We start from the raw sequence: 22,506 nt of genomic DNA on the forward strand, positions 1-22,506 counted from the left end.
GTGTCTGAACAGGTGACTAAGCCCGTCCTCGTCGTGGACTTCGGTGCGCAGTATGCACAGCTCATCGCGCGACGTGTGCGCGAGGCAAAAATTTATTCCGAAGTGGTCTCGCATGATGCGACGACCGAAGAAATCAAGGCCAAGAACCCGGCCGCGCTGGTGCTGTCCGGCGGCCCGTCCAGTGCCTACGCCGAAGGTGCCCCGAAGCTCAACCCAGAGTGGCTTGAGCTGGGCATTCCGGTGTTTGGTATTTGCTACGGTTTTCAGGTGATGACTGAGGTGCTCGGCGGCACGATCGCTGCTACCGGTGACCGTGAGTACGGCCGCACGCAGCTAAACGTCGTCGACGGTGGCGGTGTCGCTCACGCTGGTGTGCCGGAGACGCACGAGGTGTGGATGAGCCACGGTGACGCGGTGTCTGAGGCACCGGAGGGCTTCACCGTTACGGCGTCCACCAAGGGTGCTCCGGTAGCCGCTTTCGAGTGCTTGGAAAAGCGCATGGCCGGTGTGCAGTACCACCCGGAGGTCAACCACTCGCCGTATGGTCAGCAGGTTCTGGAGAAGTTCCTGTACGAGATTGCTGGCCTGGAGCCGGACTGGACTGCCGCTAATATCGCGGAAGAGCTGATTGAGCAGGTCCGTAATCAGGTCGGTGAGACCGGTCGCGCAATTTGCGGTCTGTCTGGCGGCGTTGACTCCGCAGTTGCCGCCGCGCTGGTGCAGCGCGCTATTGGTGACCGTCTGACCTGTGTCTTCGTCGATCATGGGCTGCTGCGTCAGGGCGAGCGCGAGCAGGTTGAGAAGGATTTCGTTGCTGCAACTGGCGCGAAGCTGATCACCGTCGACGACTCCAAAGTCTTCCTGGATGCTTTGGCTGGTATCACCGATCCGGAGACCAAGCGTAAGACTATCGGCCGTGAGTTCATCCGATCCTTCGAGCGCGCTGTCGCTCAGGCACTGGAGGGCGCTCCGGAGGGCGAGACCGTGGACTTCCTGGTTCAGGGCACCCTGTACCCGGATGTGGTGGAGTCCGGCGGCGGTTCTGGTACTGCCAACATCAAGAGCCACCACAACGTCGGTGGTCTGCCGGATGACGTTGAGTTTACCCTCGTTGAGCCGCTGCGCCTGCTGTTCAAGGACGAGGTCCGTGCGGTCGGCCGTGAGCTGGGGCTGCCGGAAGAAATCGTTGCTCGTCAGCCGTTCCCGGGTCCGGGGCTCGGTATCCGCATCATCGGCGCTGTCGATGAGGAGCGCCTGGATACCCTCCGCCGTGCCGACGCCATTGCGCGCGAGGAAATGACGGCCGCAGGTATGGATGAGGTTGTCTGGCAGTGCCCGGTCGTCCTGCTTGCCGACGTTCGCTCGGTCGGTGTTCAGGGCGATGGTCGTACTTATGGCCACCCAATTGTGCTGCGCCCGGTTTCCTCTGAGGATGCGATGACCGCTGACTGGACTCGCGTTCCGTACGACACTTTGGAGAAGATTTCCACCCGTATTACCAACGAGGTGCCAGAGGTCAACCGAGTGGTCCTGGATGTGACTTCCAAGCCGCCGGGAACCATTGAGTGGGAGTAAGCCACTAGTTGGCAAGGGCCGTGTCTGTGAGTTGTGCAAACTCGCGGGCACGGTCCTTTTCCGTCAGGGCAGAATTGTTCCTGGTGATGGTGATGCGCTTATCGGCCACGAGCGTGTGGAGGGCTGCGCTCACGGCATCGTCGTCAAGCATGGCGAAGTAAGGCAGCTGGTCGGTGAAGAAGACGTAGTTGTCGCGCAGACGTGCGGTGAAGAGGACCGCGAGGATGCGGGCCTCTGGTGAGTCGGCGGGATAAGGGCAGCGTTGGGAGAAGTCGTCGGGAAGTTGTGCGGCCATCGGGAGGAAGCCGAATTGCCGCGGCAGGATTGCGCAGGTAGCGGTGATGGCGGACAGAACTAGGGTCACTATGCAGGCGATCGGTGTAGAGGAGATTCGTTCGGCGACAGCCGCAATAATCCATGCGCCGGGGAAAATCAGCAGCACGCTTACGCTGGAGGTCCAAGAGATGTCGTTTGGTGACTCACGCATCGGCTCGGCGAAATAGGACGGCCGAGTTTCTTTGGTGGGTGTTTTTGCCTGGCGCACGAAAAGAGTGGCGCCGATGAGAGCCAGTAAAAGCGCTATCATGATCCACCAGCCAATGGAGCCGATGATATGTGCGTTAAGCAGCGCGAGCAGTGTAATCACTGCGGTGATGACGCCAATCACCGTCCCCAGCCGCACGGGATTATTGATAAATTTTGTCGTGCGTTGAGTCGCGTCTGGGTAAGACCCTGAAGAGTGTTGGTATCGGCTGCATTCAGTCATACTTCTTAAGTTTAGTAGCGGTGGAACTATAGATTGTTGAGAGTCGTGTGGCTAGTGTTATGACTATGAGCATTGTAAAAATTAACGCTATTACCGTTCCTGAGGGTGCGGGAGAAGAGCTCGAACGTCGCTTTTCCGCTAACTCTTCGAAAATGACCGATGTCCCGGGGTTTATTGGTTTCCAGCTGCTGCGTCCAACCGCAGGGGAGAGCCGCTACTTCGTCTTCACTGAGTGGGAGAGCGAGGAGGCCTACCAGGGGTGGCGTGAGGGCCGTGCCTTCAAGGCATCGCATGAGGGCGAAAAGCGCAAGCCGGTGTCGTCGTCGGCTGATTTGCTCGAATTCGATGTAGTCCTGGATGTGAAGGCGTAAGCATTACGCAATGTAGTGTTCGGCTGAGGTTAGAGCGTCGCGCGGTGGTGTGCGGCGCTTTTCTTCGCACATTAATATCGAACGTACGTGCTATTTAAGGTAGTGTTTAATCCGCTTGTTGGGAAAGAATATTCGAGCAGGGTTCGTGGTGAGCATGGCAGTGAGTCGACAGAGGGTCGACAGCGGGATGACAACGAAATGAGGTGGAACAAGAAGTGACAACGGCGGTCAATATTGCTGCGGGGCAGTCTAGGGAGCAGACTATTGCGGCATTGCGGCAGGCGATGGCAGCCCAGTCTGGTGGGACTGTAACTGGTGCAACCTTTGGGCTCGGTGAGGCGCTGCCGGTGCCGGTGGCGTTGGAAAATACGTTGGCGGGAGCAGTGCGAAAAGGGGCTGTCAGTGTCATTGAACAGCCCGGTGCGGTATTAGCAGGCCTAATCGCGGAAGTTACGAAGACAGGTCATGTTGCGCTAGTTGGGCTCTCCGAGCAGGGGTTGCTCTCCGTGGTGGAGTTGGGCGGGAAGCTATCGAACATTGTCTGTGTGCCAGATCCTGGAATGCAGCCACTTGAAGTAATTGGGCTGCTGGCGGACGGCGTTGACTTGGTGGTGGCTTCGTTGGCACCCACTCCGCCGCCGTCGCAGGCACGTCCGCTGCAGGCACGACTGCGCACGAGTGGTTGTGCTCTGGTTTTTGTCGGGCAGCAGTGGCCGGGCGCTGAGTCGGAAATTTCCAGCTCTGTTGCTGGTGTTTCCGGGATTGGTACTGGGTATGGCCGGATTCGGGCAGTGGATTACCACGTCAGTGTGTCGGGGACGCGGTTTCCGCGGAGGCAGTGCCGTTGGCGGGGGGGGGGACAGGTGGAACAGAACAATGTGGTCGCCTTTCCCGCACAGAGGAGGTCCTAATGGCAGCGGCGGAATCGAACCGTGTGGTGGCGCTATGGCTTCCTGATTGGCCAGTGCAGGCAGCGCATCTAGCATCTGTGACGTCGCAGGCTAATCCGCTCAGTCCAGTTGCAATTGTGGGTGATAGCGGAGTCGCTGCTTGTTCTCCAAGTGCACGCCGTGCAGGGGTACGGCGCGGGCAAAGTCGTCGTCATGCGGAAGCGTTGTGCCCGGAACTGGAGGTTGTCGAGGAAAGTGCGGTGCGCGACGCTGCGGAATTCGAGTCCGTGCTGCAACGGTTGGAGGCGGTGGCAGCTGGTGTCGAAGCTCTACGGCCAGGCTTGGCGGTTGTGGCAGCGCGAGGGGTAATGCGTTATTACGGCGGACAGGATGTGGCCTTGGAAAAGCTGCTTGATGCCGCTGCAGTACCGGGTGTGGACTGCAGCTTGGGGCTCGCGGACGATATTGTGACAGCTATTTTGGCAGCGCGCCGGGGAGTGCTGGTAGCTCCCGGGGAGGATGAAGGCAAAAGATTTCGGCAGGGAATCTCTCTGGTGGAGCTTAGGGCGGAAAGTGCACTGGAGATGCCCGCAGAGCTTGCGAAGTCGTGGCAGGAACTCGGTCTGCGCACATTGGGAGATGTCGCTGCGTTGCCGAAGCGGGATATAGCCAACAGGTTTGGGGTGCAGGGGGCTAGATGGCATGATTTGGCCTGTCGTGGGGAAGTGCGGTTGGTAGCGCCGCGATCTTTGCCACCAGGATTGGCTGCGAGCTACCAGTCTTGGGAGAGTCCACTCCGGAGAGTGGACGAGGCCTCATTCGTGGCGCGTTTTCTAGCTGGGCAACTGCATGAACAGCTTTTTAACCATGGGTATTCGTGCTACCGCTTAGCGGTGGTGGCGCAGTTTAGTGACGGCTCAGAGGTGCGCAGAGTATGGCGCTGCACTGAGCCACTGGCAGAACAGACTACGGCTGACAGAGTTCGGTGGCAGCTCGATGGCTGGCTGAATAACAGGAATCGGCAGCAGCCACGAGGGAACAGCGACACTGGTGCTGGAGTTGTTGGCTGCGCTGAGGAAAATGACGGAGATGATAGCCGCGGAATCGTAGAGCTGCAGTTAGAGCCACTGGATGTGGTCGCCGCCGGGACTGTAAAGCAGGATTTGTGGCACGGTAGTGATGATGCGCGAGCTAAAGCGCGCCGGGCTGCAGAGCGTGTGCAGGGGTTACTGGGGCCAGAGGCAGTACAGCAACCAATCATGCAAGGCGGGCGTGGCCCAGGCGAAAGAGTGGGATTTGTCGCTTTCGGAGAAAACCCCAAAAACACAAAAACCGCGGAAATTAATCAGCCATGGCCGGGAGCTGTTCTTGCCCCCAATCCGGCAATTATTCCCGCGACTGCGAATGCAGAGGTGGAAGTGCTCGACGCCGATGGGCACACCGTGGGCGTAACTGGGCGAGCGACCATGACGGCGGAACCGTCCCTGGTGCGACATGGAGTAACAACGTATCGCGTGTCATCGTGGGCTGGGCCCTGGCCGATTGATGAGCGCTGGTGGGTACCCGATGAGGCTCGCCGAGCGGCAAGAATACAAATCCGTGCGGTAGCGAATGACGGTACCATCGCCGCCTGGTTGCTCATAGGGCATGCCGGCGCATGGAGAATCGAGGGTGCTTACGCGTAGAGACGCAGTGGAGGAGGAGTGCGTCGGTGTGCAAACCGATTACTTCGATTGGAAGTCAATAACCAGGCGGTTTGGATTGCTCAACGAGAAAACCTTGAACGGGGTCTTATCTCCCTTGAGCCCGACGACATACTGAGTCTGCCCCTCGAAGGTTCCGGCACCGACGACTTCCTTAATAACGGAAGTCGATGTCGGCTTGACCGAGTCAGAGGGGAAGTCCTCCATCTGGAAATCAAAGGGGTAGCCCATGCCCCGCAAGTCGATTACCAGCTTGGCTGTACCGTCGACAGAAATCGGCTTGCCGGAGCCCTGCTGGGTTGGGACATCCTCGTAACGGACGAAGTATCCCGGTGTGCCCTCGCCGGTGAGTTCAAAGACAATGCGGTCATAACCGTCGTGGGAACCGACGCGGACATCTTGAATACCCAAGTAAGCGCCATCGGAAGGAGCAGCTTCTGCAGAGGAGCTATTGAAATCGCCCGCCGGAGCAGCATCGTCATCCATGGTGGTCTGCGCCGCCGCAGACGAGCTGGTGGAGCTGCTAGAGCTGCTCGACAAATCGGAGGTGCCAGCGGTTGAGTCAGTTTTCATAGACAGTGCAGCAGCCGAGTCTGAGGAGGAGTCAGAGGAGCAGGCACCGAGAGCTAGACCCAATGCGAGGCACAGGGATGCCACGATACGGGTACGAGTGCGCGAAGCATCCAGCGATTTCGTATTCATACGTCCGACGGTATGTGCGCGGTTGCGGAATTTCAACAAGTTGAACTGCAAAAGTCGAGGTCAAAGTTATTTGTTGTCAAAGTGTTGCACAATAGTAATAAAACAGGGGTGAACGCTGCGACCTAAGACCCAATCGCAGAGGTACTCAATTACGCTTAGGCGTATGAGCCAGGCCAAATTTGATACCACCTGTTCCGCTCAGATGGCTGAGCCGCTTCCCGGTACTGCAAAAGCCGGAAAGCTCTTTATTGCGTTGGAGCACCAACTCGGTTGGTCGCACGATATTTTTGACGGCGGGGTATGGGGAGCAGAGATCACCGGTCAGGTAGAAGCCTGGTTATCTGAGCGCGGTGGCGCGTTGCAGCTAATTCGCAAACCAGGCCGAATCGGCCAGCAGCCGTGTGATGGCGTTAACGTCTATATCGCGCATTGCGAGTCAGCGGATGGCTCTGAGGTTTTCCTCGAACATCGCATGGTTGCCGATGTTGAAGACCTGATGACTCTGGATATCCGGCTTGGACAGTCCACCGAGGGGGCCACTCGTCTAGACCATCCACTGTTTCTCATCTGTACGCACGGTAAGCGCGATCGTTGCTGTGCGATTAAAGGTCGCCCGCTCGCTGCGGCGATGCACAACCTCTACCCAGAGGTCGTGTGGGAAACTTCCCACTCTAAGGGGCACCGCTTTGCGCCGGCTAGCGTACTGCTGCCATGGAATTACAGCTTTGGACGTCTGAGTGCGGTGGACGCCAAGGGGGTTATCGAAGACGCTCAGCGGGGCATCGTGCATGCAGGGGGCTGCCGCGGCCGTGGTATCTACACCCCGCAGGGGCAGGCAGCCGAGTTGGCTGCGCGTCGTCAAGCAGATGCGTGGGGCGTAGACGACGTCGCACGCGTTGACGTCGACGGTACGACTGCAGTCGTCGCGCTTTACGACGGCCCCAGCGACCGCGACAAGGTCGTGGAATATGAAGTGGCCCTGGAGAAAATCACCACGGAAGGCGTTGTGTCTTCCTGCGGTGATGCTCCAGGGCCAAAGAAGGGCTGGGCTGCGGTCGAAGTAACCCGCCGCTAGCTAGTGGCTAGCTAATGTGTGCGGCTACCTGCGCATAATCTTCTTGGAGAGCCAGTTGCCGAAAATCTGCGCCAACTGGACGATGAAGATGATGACCAGGGTTGTCACCAGAGTGACGTTCCAGTCGAATGCCTGGTAGCCGTAGGTGATTGCGAAGTTGCCCAGTCCGCCGCCGCCGATGTAGCCGGCCATAGCCGACATGTCGACCACGGCGATGAATGCGAAGGTGTAGCCAAGTACCAGCGGGCCCAGGGCTTCTGGCACGACGACCGTGCGGATGATGCGCCACGGGCTCGCTCCCATCGCACGGGCGGCCTCAATCACGCCGGGGTCGATGGACATCAAGTTCTGCTCCACCAGTCGCGCGATGGCGAATGTGGCGGCAATCGACATGACGAACACCGCGGCTTCAGTGCCGATCGTGGTGCCGACCACGTTCTTTGTCAGTGGGCCAATGGCCGTAACCAAGATGATGAACGGGATTGGGCGGACAAAGTTAATCAGGACATTGAGGACCTGGTAGACAAACTTGTTGCGCAACACGCCACCGTCGCGGGTGGTGTAGAGCAGCACGCCGATTGCCAGACCTGCGACACCACCAATCAGCATGGCGACACAGACCATGTAGAGCGTCTGGCCGAATGCCTCGCCCAGCATTGGGCCGAGGCTATCCCAGTTTGTGTCCTTGCCACTCACCGATGGCAGAGAGTTTAAGAGACCGATCATGATGCAAGCTCCTCTACCTGTGTCAGTTCGGAAATGGCAGCAATGGCGGCATCGAAATCAGAGGAATCCGAGGCGGAATCACCTGTCAGCGGAGTCAACCGCAAAGTAAGGCGACCGTAGGACTTCGCTTGCACATTGGCGACTGCACCGTGTGCCACCGAGGCGGCGACACCGTGGGCACTAGTGGCCTGTGCTAGAGCACCGAGGTCAACACCGTCATTGATAGTGATGGTGATCAGGCGAGCCGCTGCGCTCTCGGCAGACTGATTCACCGAATCGCGTTCACGACCAATCGGAACATCGCGCAGCGCGGTGGTGGCGAAGCGGCGGCCAACCTCAGTCTTGGGATTGGCAAAGACCCCGTGGACCGTACCAGTTTCGACGATGTGCCCATTTTCCATGATGGCCATGCGGTCAGCGATACCGCGTACAACCGACATGTCATGGGTAATCAGCACGATAGTGACACCCATTTCGCGATTGATGCGACGCAGCAGATCCAGGACACCAGAAGTAGTTTCCGGGTCGAGTGCCGAGGTGGCTTCGTCGGCAAGCAGGAGCGTCGGTTCGGTGGCGAGCGCACGGGCGATGCCGACACGCTGCTTCTGTCCACCCGAGAGCTGCTCTGGGAAGGACTCCGCCTTGTCGCCGAGACCGACGAACTCCAACAGCTCCTGGGCGCGAGCGCGGCGCTTGGCCTTCGGCATACCGGCCAGTTCCAGCGGATATTCAACGTTGCGAATCGCGTTGCGCGAATGGAAGAGGTTGAAGTGCTGGAAGATCATGCCGATATTGCGGCGCAGGCCCCGTAGCTGGCGCTCGGAGATGCCGACGATGTCGGTGTCGTCCAGCAAAACCTGCCCTGATGTTGGCTTTTCCAGGCCGTTAATCATACGGATGAGCGTTGATTTACCGGCGCCGGAATAACCGATGACGCCGAGGATTTCGCCGGGTTCAACGGTCAGGTTGATGTCGGCGAGCGCGGTGACGTCGCCGAATTGCTTGTTCAGCTCGCGGAATTCGAGCTTCGTTCCCTTGTTGGTCACGAATGAATCAGTGCCCCTTGGTCTGTGTTCCCTGGTGGTGGGCGGTGCTTAAGCGGCAGTGGCCTTAGTTCTGCTCGCGCTGCTGCTTTTCGACGCGGTCCAAAATGTCCTGCAGCTCCTTAGCCGAACGGTCAACCGGAACCGAGGTGCCCTTGGAGTCCTCTGCGACTGCGTCCTGGACCTCCTTGGAGTGCCAGATCTTGGAGAGCTCCGCGTACTTCGGGTCGTCAGCATTTTCAGCCTTGGTGACAAAGACGTTGATGTACGGCTCTGCCTCCGTGGAGTTCGGGTCATCCTGGAAGATGGCGGTGTTCGGGTCGATACCGGCGCGGTCCAGGAAGGAGTTATTAATAATGGCAGGCTTACCCTCGCCGTAAGCGGCCGGGGTCTGAGCAGCGTCCACCGGCAGGACCGTGACTGTGGAAGCTTCCTTATCGATGTCAGCCGGGGACGGAGTCAGCAGGTCATCCTGCTTCAGCTTCAGCAGGCCAGCCTGAACCAGCACGTTAATAGCGCGCCCCTGGTTGGACGGGTCGTTCGGGATGACGACCTCGGTGCCCTTCTTCAGCTCATCAACTGACTTGTGGTCCTTCCAGAACAGAGCCAGCGGGACAATCTCGCTCGAGCCAATCGGCGTCAGGTCCGACTTAGCGCCGACGTTGTACTCAGCCAGGAACTTGATGTGCTGGAAGAGGTTGACGTCGAGCTGGCCCTCATCGAGTGCGCGGTTCGGAGTCTGGTAGTCGGAGAAGTTCTGAACATCCAGATCAATGCCCTGTTCAGAAGCCTTCTGCTCGAAAACGGTCCAGGCCTTCTTGCCGGCATCCGTGGTGCCGATACGAATGGCGTCATCCGAGCCGCCACAGGCAGTAAGGCCGGTTGCAGCGAACGCGACAGTAAGTACACCGGCGGAAAAACGATTGAGGTTCATCGAGGGGTCTCCTTATTTAATGGGATTTGTTAGATGAAGTTTTAAGGCAGAACTAGACCAAGCTGTCTTTAATTCTGGGGTTAAGGCTAGCACTTGCCCAGGTAGTGCTGAAAATTCAACTTCAGCCTAAACAGTCGAACGTGGCTGAGATGTGACTTACGGATGCGTCCCGGGGGTGACGTTTAATGTAGATGGCAGTCGAAAATACGTTTGAATTCAGTCCGCGGTGTGGGTTAATGTTCATGGCATGGAAAACATCTCGGACGGGCAGTCGGAGCGGTCCGGTCGACCACTGAGTTGGTCGCGGATTGAGCGTATTCTATCGGGTAAATTTTCAGGAAAACTACAGCCTAATGGTAGCTTCAACGGCTGGCGGGGACAGCTGTCAGATTCCATCATTGGGGCTTTTGAAGCTCCGGAAAGCGGCGCTGGTGGCAGAGGTGGCATGTCATTTACGCCTGCGGATATTAAGGCGGAATTGCACTGTCGTTCGAGTTATTCCTTCCTGCATGGCGCATCGGATCCGGAAGAATTGGTGTCCGAGGCTGTGCGTTTGGGGTTAAACGTGTTGGGGCTGACAGATCGCGATGGTTTCTATGGAATCGCTCGTTTTGCCGAGGCTGCAGCGGAGGCTGGTATTGCCACAATTATCGGCGCGGAGCTGGGGCTTCCGCAGCGGCCCCTCACGGTGCTGGGGCGGGGTCCCGAGGGCTATCGGCGCCTGAGTCACGCGCTGTGTGATGCGCATATGTCTGCAGGGGAGAAGTCCGTCGTCCGCTATCCTCCACTGCCAAAGTTGGGGGAGGCCGCAGGTGGTTTCTGGCAGGTGCTTGCCGACGTTAACTGGCTCGGCGACCTGGAAGAACTTATTGCGGCCTTCGGTGCGGAGAATGTGGCACTCGAACACCGCGTGAGCCCCACCGCGCAGGCGGCCGATGACGCGGAAGCTATTTCAGCCGCAGCTGTGAAGTATGGCCTGCGGGAGGTGGTTTCCTCTGCTGCGACGTCGGCTTCGCCTGCGACAAGCCGGTTGGCTGGGGCTAAACAGGCTCTTGCTGTGAGAGAGGACTTAGACGGGTTCGAGTCACGACTGGAGCCGGCAGGCGGAGCTTGGTTGCGTTCGTGGGAGGAGCTAGCGGCGGCAACACGGTATCTGGGGGCGCAGGTGCTGCAGTCAACACAGGACATTGCAGGTGAGTGTGCTTTTACGCTTGACCTCATTGCGCCTGAGTTGCCTCGCTGGGAAGTGCCAGAGGGCCACGATGAGGACTCCTGGCTGCGGGAAATTACCCGTGCGGGGGCACGGCGGCGGTATGGTCCGGTCGATGGAGCTGGGGACGGCTCCGTGCAAGCGCGGGCGTGGGCGCAGTTAGAACATGAGCTGACTGTGATTCGAGAGCTGGGCTTTCCGGGCTACTTCCTCATCGTGCACGACATCTGTGAGTTCTGTCGCCGGGCGGGAATTCTGGCGCAGGGGCGCGGTTCGGCCGCTAACTCGGTGGTGTGTTTTGCGCTGGGGATCACCAATGTTGATCCCATTAGCGCCGGGCTGTTGTTCGAGAGGTTTTTGTCGCCAGAACGGGATGGTCCGCCGGATATCGATGTAGACATCGAGTCTGGTCGTAGGGAAGAGGTTATTCAATACGTCTATGAAAAGTATGGTCGTGACAATGCTGCGCAGGTGGCCAATGTCATTACCTACCGGCGGCGCGGCGCATTGCGCGATGCGGCGCGGGTGTTGGGATACTCGCCGGGCGTTATCGATGCGTGGGGCAGAGACCGAGAAGCGTGTCCGCCGGAGCCGGTGCGGAAACTGGCGGAGCAGCTTCGTGGGCAGCCTCGTCATTTAGGCATTCACTCTGGCGGAATAGTGATTTGTGATCGGCCGATTGCGGATGTCGTGCCAGTGGAATGGGCACGCATGGAGGGGCGCTCAGTAGTGCAGTGGGATAAGGATGACTGTGCGGCAGCGGGACTGGTGAAGTTCGACCTGCTTGGCCTCGGAATGCTGGAGGCCATCCACCATTGCATTGACTTGGTCTATGAACAGCACGGGCGCCGAGTGAACCTGTGGGAAATAGATGTCGCTGAACCGGAGGTTTACGAGATGTTGGCACGCGCGGACGCGGTGGGCGTGTTTCAGGTGGAATCGCGCGCGCAGCTGGCCACCTTGCCCCGACTGAAGCCGAGGGAGTTCTTTGATCTGGTGGTGGAGGTGGCACTCATTCGCCCAGGCCCCATTCAAGGCGGTAGCGTGCACCCCTACATTCGCCGCCGAAATGGACTCGAACCGGTGACCTATGAGCATCCGGTGTTGGAGAAGTCTCTCGGGAAGACACTGGGCATTCCGCTATTTCAAGAGCAGCTGATGCAAATGGCCGTCGATGCGGCGGGTTTCAGCGGGGCGGAAGCGGACTCGCTGCGCCGCGCTATGGGGTCGAAGCGCTCAGTGGCCAAAATGGAAGCGCTCCATGCCCGTTTTCTGGCTGGGCTGGAGCGCACCAGTGGCATTGATGCGGATATTGGGGAACAACTGTGGAACAAGATAGTGGCCTTTGCCGCCTACGGTTTCCCTGAATCACACGCGCAGTCGTTTGCCTCCTTGGTGTATTTCTCGGCCTGGTTTAAGTACCACTATCCGGCGGAGTTCTGTGTAGCGTTGCTCCGTGCTCAGCCCATGGGGTTTTACTCTCCGCAGTCGTTGATTGCCGATGCCCACCGGCACGGTATCGGCTGCGATGGTCCGGATATCGCAGTTTCAGGCGTGGAAGCCAGCGTCATCGATGGTCGTATTCGTTTGGGGCTCGGTGCCATTGCCGGTGTGGGCAATGGCGTGGCGGAACGTATCGTCGCAGCGCGGCCATTTGTCAACGCAGCAGATGTCGCCCGCAGAGCTCGGCTGGGTGTTGGGCACATGGAAGCACTGGCGCGCGCAGGAGCACTTGGGTCGCTGGGGATTGACCGTCGTCAAGCACTGTGGGCGGCGGGCGTGGCGGCGACGGAAAGCGAGGGCATGCTGCCGGGGCTCACGCTTGCCGACGCACCGGCGTTGCCCGGCATGACGGAGTTTGAGCTGGCAGCTGCCGATTTGATGGCAACGGGAGTGACCCCGGGGCAGTACCCGGTGGCTGCGTTGCGGGCAGACCTGCAGGAACGTGGAGTGGTGCCTGCGGCGGAACTGAAAGCAGTGCCCGATGGAACACGAGTAGAAGTGGCGGGAGTCGTGACACATAGGCAACGTCCAGGGACAGCTGGCGGAGTGACATTTTTGGGAATGGAGGACGAAACTGGGCTGGTGAATGTGCTGTGTACACCGGGGCTGTGGAATCGTTTTCGGCCGGTAGCGGTGAATTCGCGGGCGATGGTGGTGCGCGGTATCGCGCAGACAGCCTCTGGTGCGGTGACAATCGTGGCCGATCGTCTGGTGGATATGTCCGAGGCTCTGGGGCGGCCGGTGGTGGCAGGTCGAAGTAGAGATTTTCGCTGACTATTAGAATGGATTGTTATGCGCCAGACCTATGAATCCTCGTTAGCACCGGATGGGAGTGCAATCGCCTTTATTGTCCGCGATAGCGGCTACCCGCGTGCGGTACAGCAGGAGATTACTCCGGAGGGGCTAGGGGAGGAGCGCCCCGTGAAACTGCCGGTGGAAGGCCCGGTTACCAGAGTGCTGCACTCCCCGGATGGAAAGTGGATTGCCTGCGAGGTCTCTCCGTACGGTACGGAGCGACTGCAGACCTGGCTGGTATCCACCGATCCGGAGGTCGATGGTGCCCGCCCCCTGCGCATGGATGCGGATATGCGCGCCACACTGGTGGAATGGGATAACAATCTCCTGGCGATGAACGCGGTCGATGCCCAGGGCATTAACTATGCACGTTTGGTCAACCCGACAAACTCAAAGTATGAGGTCATTGATAGACGCACCGACAGCCAGCTGGTAGCGGCTGAAAGTGGGTTTGGCCTCGTGCGGGTGGGTCCGCGAGGCCACCGGGAGCTACTACTAGTCGGGCCGGGGCAGCAGTGGCAGCCGCTGTTGCCATCCGATCCTGGCTCTACCACGGATGCCGGTGTCTTATTGGCGCATACGGGGCAGGAGAAGCTGACCGCATTCGTGCTCTCAGATCATGGCTCGGAACAGCGTCGCATCCTGCGCCTGGGTATTACTCCCGATAGCGGTATCAGCACTACTGAGCCGCGCACAGCGGAATCGACCGCAGCGGAGATTTTGGATATGAAGATCGGCATCGAAGTCGATGTCGAGGAGTTCATTGGCAATCCGGATCAAGACGTCGAAGAATTCGTCATTAGTGAGGATTCCTCCACTGCGGCTGTGCTGTGGAATAGCGGTGGGGTCAGCACGCTCGAGGTGCTAACCCTTGGCTTTCACCCGCAGACTGACGACATGCGGGTGATGGTGCGCCGCAATGTGGAATTGCCGGGCATGGTTGCGCGCGAGCTGTCAATCTCCGGAGACGGTGAGCTGATCTCCCTGACAGTAGAAGGGCCAGGCCTTGCGCCAACGGTGGAGATTCTGCGCAATATCGGTGGTGTCATTGAGCCATTGGATATGGAACGCACCGAACGGATTTTGGCTCTGGAAGAGAAGAATCTGGAGACCATGCCGGCCCCAGAACTGGTCTACTTTGTCTCCCGCGATGGGCTGGAACTCTCTGGCTGGCTCTACCTTCCAGAGTCGGTGCGCAATAGTTCTAATGACGTTTCCGAAAACGCACTACCGCCGGCTTTCATCCATATCCACGGCGGCCCAGAACTGCAGGCGAAACCCATTCACCACGATGTTCTAGCCAGCATTGTGGAGGCGGGCTTCGTGGTGTTCACACCTAATGTGCGCGGTTCCTCGGGGTCCGGTAGGTCATTCGAGCACGCGGGCGACCGCTATGGACGCTTTGCCGCTATTGCGGATATCGCAGCGGCGCGTGCCTTCCTCGTTGATGCCGGGCTGGCGGACCCAGAACGCATTGCCCTGGGTGGGCGATCCTACGGTGGCTTCATGTCGCTGTTGGCCTCGGCGTGGTACCCGGATCAGTTTGCTGCCATCGTCGATGCCTGCGGAATGACAAGTTTTGAAACCTACTACCAATCCACAGAACCCTGGTTGGCGCAGGCCGCGTTCCCTCGATACGGCTACCCGTACCAGGATGCTGAGCTTCTGCGCGATATCTCGCCACTGCACCGTGCGGAGGAAATGAAGGCTCCAACCCTATTCATCCACGGCGAGTGGGATACCAACGTGCCTCCGCGAGAGTCCGGTCAGATGCGCAACGCCATGGATGCCTATGGTGTGCCCACTGATTTTCTGGTGGTTGAGGGAGAGGGCCATAAGTTCTCGAAGCCGAGGAGCCGAGCGCTCATCGGTGAGACCATCATCGCGTTTTTCGCCGAGTACGGCGTGTGTGATGCGGTGCCCAGCGCGTCAACGGCAGTAGAAACTAACAACGATCAGTAATAGAAGCAGCGGAAAAGAACTGACAGAAGAAATGAATAGCGCCACGACCGAGCCGACGAACGCCGAGCCAACCAACTCCACAGACTGGATTAAGAGCCACACCTGCCACGTGCTTTTTGACCGGCCTGTCATCCCGCCGAACACCGGAAACGCTATCCGCATGTGTGCGGGATCTGGAGCTATGTTGCATCTGGCCAAGCCACTGGGGTTCAACTTCGATGACAAGAATCTGCGTCGCGCCGGGCTGGATTACCATGACCTGGCCGATGTGCGTATTCACGATTCCATCAATCAAGCGTTGGAGACCTTTGCCAGCCAAGGGTGCCGCATCTTTGCCTTTACCGCACACGCTGACACTTGGCACACAGACATTGAGTACACGAACACCGATGTACTGCTCTTTGGCCCGGAGCCAACCGGGTTGGAACAGTCAGTGCTCGATGATTCGCGAATTACGCAATTGATCCGAATTCCCATGTTGCCCGCTCGTCGCAGCATGAATCTTTCCAACGCCGCTGCAGTGGCTGCTTATGAAGTCTGGCGTCAACAGGGCTTTATGGGCGGTAAATAGGGTCAAAGGCGAGGGCGGTTACAGGGCGTTTCTGGGCATTATTCGCTCCTGTGCCTAAGATAAATGCCATGGCAGCGACAAAGCTTGATGGCAAACTCTACCGAGACGAAATCTTTGAAGACCTGGAAAAGCGCGTTGAGCGTTTGAAGGAAGCCGGCTACACCCCGGGGTTGGCCACCGTGTTGGTTGGTGATGATCCAGGCAGCCACTCTTACGTCAAGATGAAGCATCGCGACTGTGAGCAGATTGGTATCGCCTCTATCCGCCGTGATCTCCCAACTGACACCACGCAGGAAGAACTCGAGGCAGTAATCACCGAGCTGAACGGAAGCCCGGAGTGCACAGGCTACATTGTTCAGTTGCCACTGCCGAAGCACCTGGATGAAAACCGTATTCTGGGCCTCATCAATCCGGAGAAGGACGCCGATGGGCTCCACCCGGTAAACCTGGGCAAGCTGGTTCTCAACGAGCCAGCGCCACTGCCGTGTACCCCAAACGGCTGTATCCACCTGCTGCGACGCTTCGGCGTCGAGCTCAATGGAGCCAAGGTTGTTGTTATCGGCCGCGGTGTCACCGTCGGTCGCCCAATCGGGCTGATGCTCACTCGCCGCAGCGAGAACTCCACCGTGACGCTGTGCCACACCGGCACCAAGGATTTGGCCGCTGAAACCCGTCAGGCTGACGTCATCATCGCAGCCGCTGGTGTCGCTCATATGCTTACGGCAGACATGGTCAAGCCTGGCGCTGCTGTACTCGACGTGGGAGTTTCGCGTGTCGACGGCAAGCTGGCCGGTGACGTTGCTGATGACGTCTGGGACATTGCCGGTTACGTATCCCCGAACCCAGGTGGTGTCGGCCCACTGACTCGCGCTTTCCTCGTACGCAATGTCGTCGAGCGCGCTGAAAAGCTCGCTGGCCTGGCCTAGTCAGCCGGGAGGAAGAAGTCATGTCGAAAAGGGAAATTGCGCAGCGTGCCCGGCGGGAAGATCTGCCGGATCCAATGCTGAACCCGCATAGCCCGAAGACCCCGCCGCCGGGGGCATCGTGGCCAATGTGGGTGCAGTATACGATTTACGGCGCGCTCTTTTTCGGCATGTCCGCCTTCGTCGTGTTCCTGGGGCTGGAGCGTTGGCGACGCGCCACATTCATGCTGGGAAGCACAATGGTGCTGCTTGGTGTGGCTAGGCAGTACCTGCCGGACAGTATTTTAGGTGTGTTCTCTGTACGATCCCGGACCTTTGACCTATGGTTTTGCTCCATAATCGGGATGGGGATCGTATTCCTCGCAGTCAGCGTGGATGCGCTGGGAAGCTAGCTGACATCGCGAGAGAGGAAATTACGCACAATCGAATCCACTCGCTCGAACTCCGTCAAGAATCCGTCGTGACCCACGGCGGATTCAATCTTTTCTAGCCCCATGCAGTTGCCCAGATTGCGGGCGAGGTGCTCCTGCTGGTGGAAGGGGTAGAGAATATCCGTGTCCACACCGGCAATCATGGTCGGAACGGTTGACGAGTGCAGCGCCTCGTTGAGGCCACCGCGATCACGGCCAATATTGTGCCGATTCAAGGTATCGGTGAGCACGACATACGACCCGGCATCGAAACGCTGAGCCAGCTTCTTCGCCTGATGATCCAAGTAGCTTTCTACCTGGAATCGGTCTTCCGTGCGCATCGCGCCCAGCGGATTCTCACCGGGCTGCGCTGCCGCACCAAAGCGGTCATCCATCTCCAGCTCGCCACGGTACGTCAAATGCGCGACCCTGCGTGCAAACCCCAGACCTCGGGTCGGGGTCACACCGCGGTCGTAGTAGTCGCCGCCATGCCAATCGGGATCGGACTCAATGAATTGAATCTGCGCAGACTGAATACCAATCTGCCAAGCAGACGCACGTGCGCCGACACACATCACCAATGCCTTGCCGACGAAATCCGGGTGCATCAGTGACCACTCAAGCGCGCGGGCCCCACCCAAGGAGCCACCAATGACAGCTTGGAGGCGGGAAATTCCCAGTTCTTGCAGCGCAAGGTGCTCCACTGTCACCGTGTCGCGCACGGAGATGGCGGGGAAGCGAGAGCCCCAGGGCTTGCCGTCGTCCGGATGTGGACTGGAGGGGCCAGTTGTACCGCGACAGCCGCCGATGACGTTGGTGCAGATGATGCAGTACTCGTCGGTATCCAGTGCGCGGGCAGAGCCAATCATCCCGTTCCACCAACCCGCAGTCGGGTGGTACTCATCCGAGGGACCGGAAGCGTGGGCGTCGCCGGTTAGAGCGTGCTCGAGGAGGATGACATTCGAGCAGTCGTCGTTAAGCCGGCCCCAGCGTTCGAACTCGACGGTGACGTCGGGGATGACCGCGCCGGCCTCGGTGGTGACATCGCCGATAAAGACACGCCCCGGCTCGCCCTCGGGGGGGAGGGCGGCCGGGGTAGATGGGGAAAAGCTCATGCCTTATAGACTACTTAGTCCGTCATATGTCTGTGTACAAACGGTCTACGCGAGTGCTGCGAAGCCGCCCTCGAGGTCAGCGATGATGTCATCGATGTTCTCGATACCGACGGAGAGACGCACGGTGGCCTGGGAAATGCCGGCGCGAGTCAGACCCTCCTCATCGGACTGGGAGTGAGTGGTGGTGGCCGGGTGGACAACCAATGAGCGGACATCACCGATGTTGGCGACGTTGGAGTGCAGCTTCAGAGCGTCAATGAACTTCCAAGCCTTGGCGGTGTCGGCATCCTTCAAGTCGAAGGAGAGCACGCCGCTGGCGCCGGAGAGACCCAGCTTGGTCAGGGTTTCGTGCCACGGGGAGCTCGGCAGGCCAGCGTAGTTGACCTTGGCGACCAGCGGGTGGTTCTCGAGGAACTCAGCGACAGCCTTGGCGTTTTCATTGTGGCGCTCGATGCGCAGAGACAAGGTGTCGAGGCCCTGAGCCAGAACCCACGCGTTGAACGGAGCCGGAGTAGCACCAGTGTCGCGGAGAATGCCAGCGCGGGCGCGCAGTGCGAAGGCTGGGGCGCCCAGGTCGGCGAACTTCAGGCCGTGGTAAGCCTCGTCGGCCTCGGTGAAGTTCGGGAAGATAGAGCGGCCGTTGCGGGTCTGAGTCCAGTCGAACTTGCCACCATCGACGATGACACCGCCGAGGGAGGAACCGTTACCGGTCAGGAACTTGGTGGTGGAAGAAACCACGATGTCAGCACCGTGCTCGAGCGGGCGCAGCAGGGCAGGGGTCGGAACCGTGTTGTCGACAATCAGCGGAACGTTGTTGCGGTGTGCAACCTCTGCGATAACCGGGATGTCCAGGATGTCGATCTGCGGGTTGGCGATGGATTCACCGTAGAAACCGACGGTGTTGTCCTGAACTGCTGCCTGCCAGGACTCCGGGTCATCCGGGTTCTCGACGAAAGTGCAGTCGATGCCAAGGCGCGGCAGGGTGACCTTGAACAGGGTCTCAGTACCACCGTAGAGGCGCGGCGAAACGACGAAGTGGTCGCCCGCACGAGCCAGAGTGAGAACAGCAGCGGTCTCAGCTGCCTGGCCGGAGGCGAACAGTACGGCTGCGACGCCACCCTCAAGGCTGGCGATGCGCTGCTCGACGGCATCCACAGTCGGGTTGGTCAGGCGGGAGTAAATCGGGCCTGCATCCGAGAGGTTGAAGCGGTTGGCAGCGTGCTCAGCGGAATCGAAGACGTAGGAGGAGGTGTTGTAAATCGGCAGGTTACGCGCGGAGGTCTGTGCGTCCGGAGCGAAGCCGGCGTGAATAGCGCGAGTGGACAGGCCCCAGTTGGCGGCGTTGCTGTTGTCGTACTTGGTGGTCATTTCAGATACTTCCTTGCGGTTTTTGAGGTTGTTCAAAACGTTGCTTACAAACAATAGTGAACCAAGCTGTCTATTGCAAAGTTTTGGAAAAACCCAAGGTAAGAGGGTGTGTGCATCTGTGTCGAGAGTGCGATAGCCCGCTTAGTACGGATTGGTTTGATTAGTCGTGGGGTGTGATTAGTTGTGGGGGGGGGGAGCCTGGGCATTGGGCGCTGCGGTGTCGAGTGTCGGGTTGAGCCAAGCTGGGGGCTGGATATGGGCGAAAAGTACCGGAGACCGCCGAAGGGCGCTCGAAGTTGTCAAGGCCGTTATGGAGGTCAGGGCACAGAAAAAGCCCCACGCATCATGTGCATCAAATGCAACATGAGCGAGGGGCTATCGCCTGAAATCGGCGGGCAGTCTAGGTCAGCCTCGGCCAACCAGACCAGCCAGACCACCCAGGGGCAAGCAGTTAGTCCTACTTCTTCAAACCGTCGATAATCTCGTTGAACTCAGCGGACGGACGCATAACTGCGGAGGTCTTCTCATCGTCCAGCAGGAAGTAGCCACCCAGATCAGCTGGGGAACCCTGAGCATCAATCAGGGTCTTGGTGATGGACTCTTCCTTCTCCGTGAGGGCCTTAGCAACCGGTGCGAAAGCTTCCTTCAGCTCGGAGTTCTCGTCCTGCTTGGCCAGCTCCTGTGCCCAGTAGAGAGCCAGGTAGAAGTGGGAGCCGCGGTTGTCGATCTCGCCAGCCTTGCGGGAGGGCGACTTGCCCTCGTCGAGCAGGGTAGCGGTTGCCTTGTCCAGGGCCTCGGCCAGGACGCGCGGACGTGAGTCGTCGTCATCCTCAGCGGCATAGCGCAGGGACTCGGCCAGTGCCAGGAACTCACCCAGGGAATCCCAGCGCAGGTGGTTTTCTTCCTGAACCTGCTGGACGTGCTTCGGGGCGGAACCGCCTGCACCGGTCTCGAACAGACCGCCGCCGGCCATCAGCGGCACGACCGACAGCATTTTAGCGGAGGTGCCCAGCTCCATAATTGGGAACAGGTCGGTGAGGTAGTCACGCAGAACGTTACCGGTTACGGAAATGGTGTTCTCGCCGCGGCGGATGCGCTCGAGGGAGAACTTGGTGGCGGACACCGGATCCATGATGCGGATATCCAGACCCTCGGTGTCGTGATCTGCCAGGTACTCGTTGACCTTGCTGATCAGGTTGTTGTCGTGCGCACGCTGCGGGTCCAGCCAGAACACTGCAGGGTCACCAGTGATACGAGCGCGGTTAACGGCTAGCTTCACCCAGTCGCGGATTGGGGCGTCCTTGGTCTGGCAGGAGCGCCAGATGTCACCCTCGGCGACGTGGTGCTCAATCAGAACCTCGCCAGCGGAGTTGATGACCTGCAGGACACCGTCAACCGGAACCTGGAAAGTCTTGTCGTGGGAGCCGTACTCCTCAGCCTTCTGAGCCATCAGGCCGACGTTCGGGACAGATCCCATGGTTGCCGGGTCGAAAGCGCCATTGGCGCGGCAATCATCGATGACCGCTTGGTAGACGCCGGCGTAGGAAGAGTCCGGGATAACAGCGAGAGTGTCGCTCTCTTCGCCGCTCGGGCCCCAGCCCTTGCCGCCGTTGCGGATTAGTGCAGGCATGGAGGCGTCAACGATGACGTCGGACGGAACGTGGAGGTTGGTGATGCCCTTGTCGGAGTTCACCATGTAGAGGGCCGGGCCCTCCTTCAGGTCCTTTTCAATCGCGGACTTGACGGCTGCAGCGGTTGCGTCGTCAAGCTTGTGCAGGCCGTCGAGGATAGCGGCGAGGCCATAGTCCGGAGTCAGGTTGGCAGCGGCCAGCTTGGACTCGAACTTCGGGAAAACAGATGGCAGGAAGGCCTTGAGGACCTCGCCGAAAATCAGCGGGTCGGAGACCTTCATCATGGTGGCCTTCAGGTGGACGGAGAACAGGATGTTCTCGCGCTTTGCGCGACGGATCTGAGCGCGGAGGAAGTTGTCCAGGATGTGGACGTTCATGCCCGTGCCGTCAATAATCTCGCCCTTGAGGACCGGCATGTCCTTCTTCAGGGTGATGATATGGCCGTCGTTGGACTCGAGCTGGTAAGTCAGCTTGTCGTCTTCCGGCATGACAATGGACTTCTCATTGTGGCGGAAGTCGTTGGAGGCCATGGTGGCGACGTTGGTCTTGGAGTCTGCGGACCAAGCACCCATGCGGTGCGGGTGCTTGCGGGCATAGTTCTTCACCGGCTCCGGAGCGCGGCGGTCGGAGTTACCCTCGCGCAGTACCGGGTTAACGGCAGAGCCCTTGACCTTGTCGAACTTTGCGCGGTCGGCGGTCTCCTCGTCGCCTTCCGGCTGCGACTTGTACTTCGGAATGTCGTAGCCCTTTTCCTGCAGCTCTGCGACAGCGCGCTTAATCTGCGGGACGGATGCAGAGATATTCGGCAGCTTGATGATGTTGGCGTCCGGCTCCTTGACCAGCTTGCCCAGGGCTGCCAGCGCATCTTCTACCTTCTGCTCGTCCGAAAGGCGCTCCGGGAACTGAGCCAGAATGCGGCCTGCGAGGGAGATGTCGCGGGTTTCAACATTGACACCAGCCTGGCTTGCAAATGCCTCCACGATTGGCTTCAGCGAGTAGCTCGCCAGCAGAGGGGCTTCGTCAGTACGGGTCCAAATAATTGTCGCCATAATTCATGTCTCCTATCTGTTTTGTTCCACGATAACCCAGTTTTGAATCTTGGGTTGTGTCGGGGCATAGCGCAAAAACAGTGATAGTGATATGAATAACGCAATTATGTGAGGTAAGTCACGAAATGCGTTTTTATTTGTCGCTTATTCACCGCTTTTCATTCCATTTTTCGCTTTACGACGG

18 protein-coding genes are annotated in these 22,506 nt (G+C 59.1%); 10 read left to right on the plus strand and 8 right to left on the minus strand.

Going from position 1 to position 22,506, the window contains the following annotated elements; translation table 11 throughout:
- Nucleotides 1-1,575 (plus strand): glutamine-hydrolyzing GMP synthase, encoded by a 1,575-nt coding sequence (gene guaA, locus HMPREF2614_RS09650; RefSeq protein WP_038627753.1) that lies wholly within the window; start codon nt 1-3, stop codon nt 1,573-1,575.
- A 4-nt stretch (nt 1,576-1,579) separates the two neighbouring features.
- On the opposite strand, the gene HMPREF2614_RS09655 is transcribed toward guaA, so the two are convergent.
- Nucleotides 1,580-2,257 carry a hypothetical protein gene (locus HMPREF2614_RS09655; RefSeq protein WP_038627755.1) on the minus strand — a complete coding sequence of 226 codons (678 nt, stop codon included), beginning with the start codon at nt 2,255-2,257 and terminating at the stop codon, nt 1,580-1,582.
- 149 nt (nt 2,258-2,406) lie between these two features.
- Here HMPREF2614_RS09655 and HMPREF2614_RS09660 point away from each other — a divergent pair, with 149 nt between their 5' ends.
- The 3 genes from HMPREF2614_RS09660 (at nt 2,407) to HMPREF2614_RS09670 (ending at nt 5,287) form a co-directional block, all read left to right on the plus strand.
- The gene (locus tag HMPREF2614_RS09660; protein WP_038629377.1) at nt 2,407-2,712 is read left to right on the plus strand and encodes an antibiotic biosynthesis monooxygenase family protein; all 306 of its coding nucleotides are present in this window, start codon (nt 2,407-2,409) and stop codon (nt 2,710-2,712) included.
- A gap of 215 nt (nt 2,713-2,927) precedes the next feature.
- Nucleotides 2,928-3,623, plus strand: coding sequence for a hypothetical protein (locus HMPREF2614_RS09665; RefSeq protein ID WP_070560841.1), 696 nt, complete (start codon nt 2,928-2,930; stop codon nt 3,621-3,623).
- Entirely contained in the window at nt 3,623-5,287 is a 1,665-nt protein-coding gene (locus HMPREF2614_RS09670) for a Y-family DNA polymerase (RefSeq protein WP_038627756.1), read from the plus strand. Before HMPREF2614_RS09665 ends, HMPREF2614_RS09670 begins: the two co-directional genes overlap by 1 nt.
- A 39-nt stretch (nt 5,288-5,326) precedes the next feature.
- Here the strand turns inward: HMPREF2614_RS09670 and HMPREF2614_RS09675 are convergent, their stop codons facing one another.
- Nucleotides 5,327-6,007: an AMIN-like domain-containing (lipo)protein gene (locus HMPREF2614_RS09675; protein ID WP_070560843.1), complete on the minus strand. Its 681-nt coding sequence runs from the start codon at nt 6,005-6,007 to the stop codon at nt 5,327-5,329.
- A gap of 163 nt (nt 6,008-6,170) precedes the next feature.
- Between HMPREF2614_RS09675 and HMPREF2614_RS09680 the strand changes: the two genes are divergently transcribed.
- On the plus strand, nt 6,171-7,082 hold the full coding sequence (locus tag HMPREF2614_RS09680; RefSeq protein ID WP_052155580.1) for a sucrase ferredoxin: 912 nt from the start codon (nt 6,171-6,173) through the stop codon (nt 7,080-7,082).
- A 24-nt stretch (nt 7,083-7,106) separates the two neighbouring features.
- Here the strand turns inward: HMPREF2614_RS09680 and HMPREF2614_RS09685 are convergent, their stop codons facing one another.
- From HMPREF2614_RS09685 to HMPREF2614_RS09695, 3 genes are all read right to left on the minus strand, one after another.
- Complete coding sequence (locus tag HMPREF2614_RS09685; RefSeq protein WP_224433327.1) at nt 7,107-7,739, minus strand: methionine ABC transporter permease; 633 nt, start codon at nt 7,737-7,739, stop codon at nt 7,107-7,109.
- A 65-nt stretch (nt 7,740-7,804) separates the two neighbouring features.
- Complete coding sequence (locus HMPREF2614_RS09690) at nt 7,805-8,854, minus strand: methionine ABC transporter ATP-binding protein (RefSeq protein WP_038627760.1); 1,050 nt, start codon at nt 8,852-8,854, stop codon at nt 7,805-7,807.
- 64 nt (nt 8,855-8,918) lie between these two features.
- Complete coding sequence (locus tag HMPREF2614_RS09695; protein WP_070560846.1) at nt 8,919-9,785, minus strand: MetQ/NlpA family ABC transporter substrate-binding protein; 867 nt, start codon at nt 9,783-9,785, stop codon at nt 8,919-8,921.
- 247 nt (nt 9,786-10,032) lie between these two features.
- Here HMPREF2614_RS09695 and HMPREF2614_RS09700 point away from each other — a divergent pair, with 247 nt between their 5' ends.
- From HMPREF2614_RS09700 to HMPREF2614_RS09720, 5 genes are all read left to right on the plus strand, one after another.
- Nucleotides 10,033-13,272, plus strand: coding sequence for an error-prone DNA polymerase (locus HMPREF2614_RS09700; protein WP_070560848.1), 3,240 nt, complete (start codon nt 10,033-10,035; stop codon nt 13,270-13,272).
- 18 nt (nt 13,273-13,290) lie between these two features.
- Nucleotides 13,291-15,255, plus strand: a complete 1,965-nt coding sequence (locus tag HMPREF2614_RS09705) for an alpha/beta hydrolase family protein (protein ID WP_070560850.1) — start codon at nt 13,291-13,293, stop codon at nt 15,253-15,255.
- Between the two features lie 31 nt (nt 15,256-15,286).
- Complete coding sequence (locus tag HMPREF2614_RS09710) at nt 15,287-15,826, plus strand: tRNA (cytidine(34)-2'-O)-methyltransferase (RefSeq protein ID WP_070560852.1); 540 nt, start codon at nt 15,287-15,289, stop codon at nt 15,824-15,826.
- A 68-nt stretch (nt 15,827-15,894) separates the two neighbouring features.
- On the plus strand, nt 15,895-16,752 hold the full coding sequence (locus HMPREF2614_RS09715; protein WP_070560854.1) for a bifunctional methylenetetrahydrofolate dehydrogenase/methenyltetrahydrofolate cyclohydrolase: 858 nt from the start codon (nt 15,895-15,897) through the stop codon (nt 16,750-16,752).
- A 20-nt stretch (nt 16,753-16,772) separates the two neighbouring features.
- The gene (locus HMPREF2614_RS09720) at nt 16,773-17,141 is read left to right on the plus strand and encodes a DUF3017 domain-containing protein (protein ID WP_038627769.1); all 369 of its coding nucleotides are present in this window, start codon (nt 16,773-16,775) and stop codon (nt 17,139-17,141) included.
- Here HMPREF2614_RS09720 and HMPREF2614_RS09725 read toward each other — a convergent pair.
- From HMPREF2614_RS09725 to HMPREF2614_RS09735, 3 genes are all read right to left on the minus strand, one after another.
- Nucleotides 17,138-18,274 carry a homoserine O-acetyltransferase MetX gene (locus HMPREF2614_RS09725; RefSeq protein ID WP_038627771.1) on the minus strand — a complete coding sequence of 379 codons (1,137 nt, stop codon included), beginning with the start codon at nt 18,272-18,274 and terminating at the stop codon, nt 17,138-17,140. The two genes, HMPREF2614_RS09720 and HMPREF2614_RS09725, sit on opposite strands and share 4 nt — an antisense overlap.
- Before the next feature lie 45 nt (nt 18,275-18,319).
- Nucleotides 18,320-19,642 carry an O-acetylhomoserine/O-acetylserine sulfhydrylase gene (locus tag HMPREF2614_RS09730; protein ID WP_038629393.1) on the minus strand — a complete coding sequence of 441 codons (1,323 nt, stop codon included), beginning with the start codon at nt 19,640-19,642 and terminating at the stop codon, nt 18,320-18,322.
- A 457-nt stretch (nt 19,643-20,099) separates the two neighbouring features.
- Nucleotides 20,100-22,322 (minus strand): NADP-dependent isocitrate dehydrogenase, encoded by a 2,223-nt coding sequence (locus HMPREF2614_RS09735; RefSeq protein WP_038627773.1) that lies wholly within the window; start codon nt 22,320-22,322, stop codon nt 20,100-20,102.
- Nucleotides 22,323-22,506: the final 184 nt, after the last annotated feature.

It is taken from the genome of Corynebacterium sp. HMSC074C11 (genome assembly GCF_001809455.1).
In the GTDB taxonomy this organism is placed as follows: domain Bacteria; phylum Actinomycetota; class Actinomycetes; order Mycobacteriales; family Mycobacteriaceae; genus Corynebacterium; species Corynebacterium amycolatum.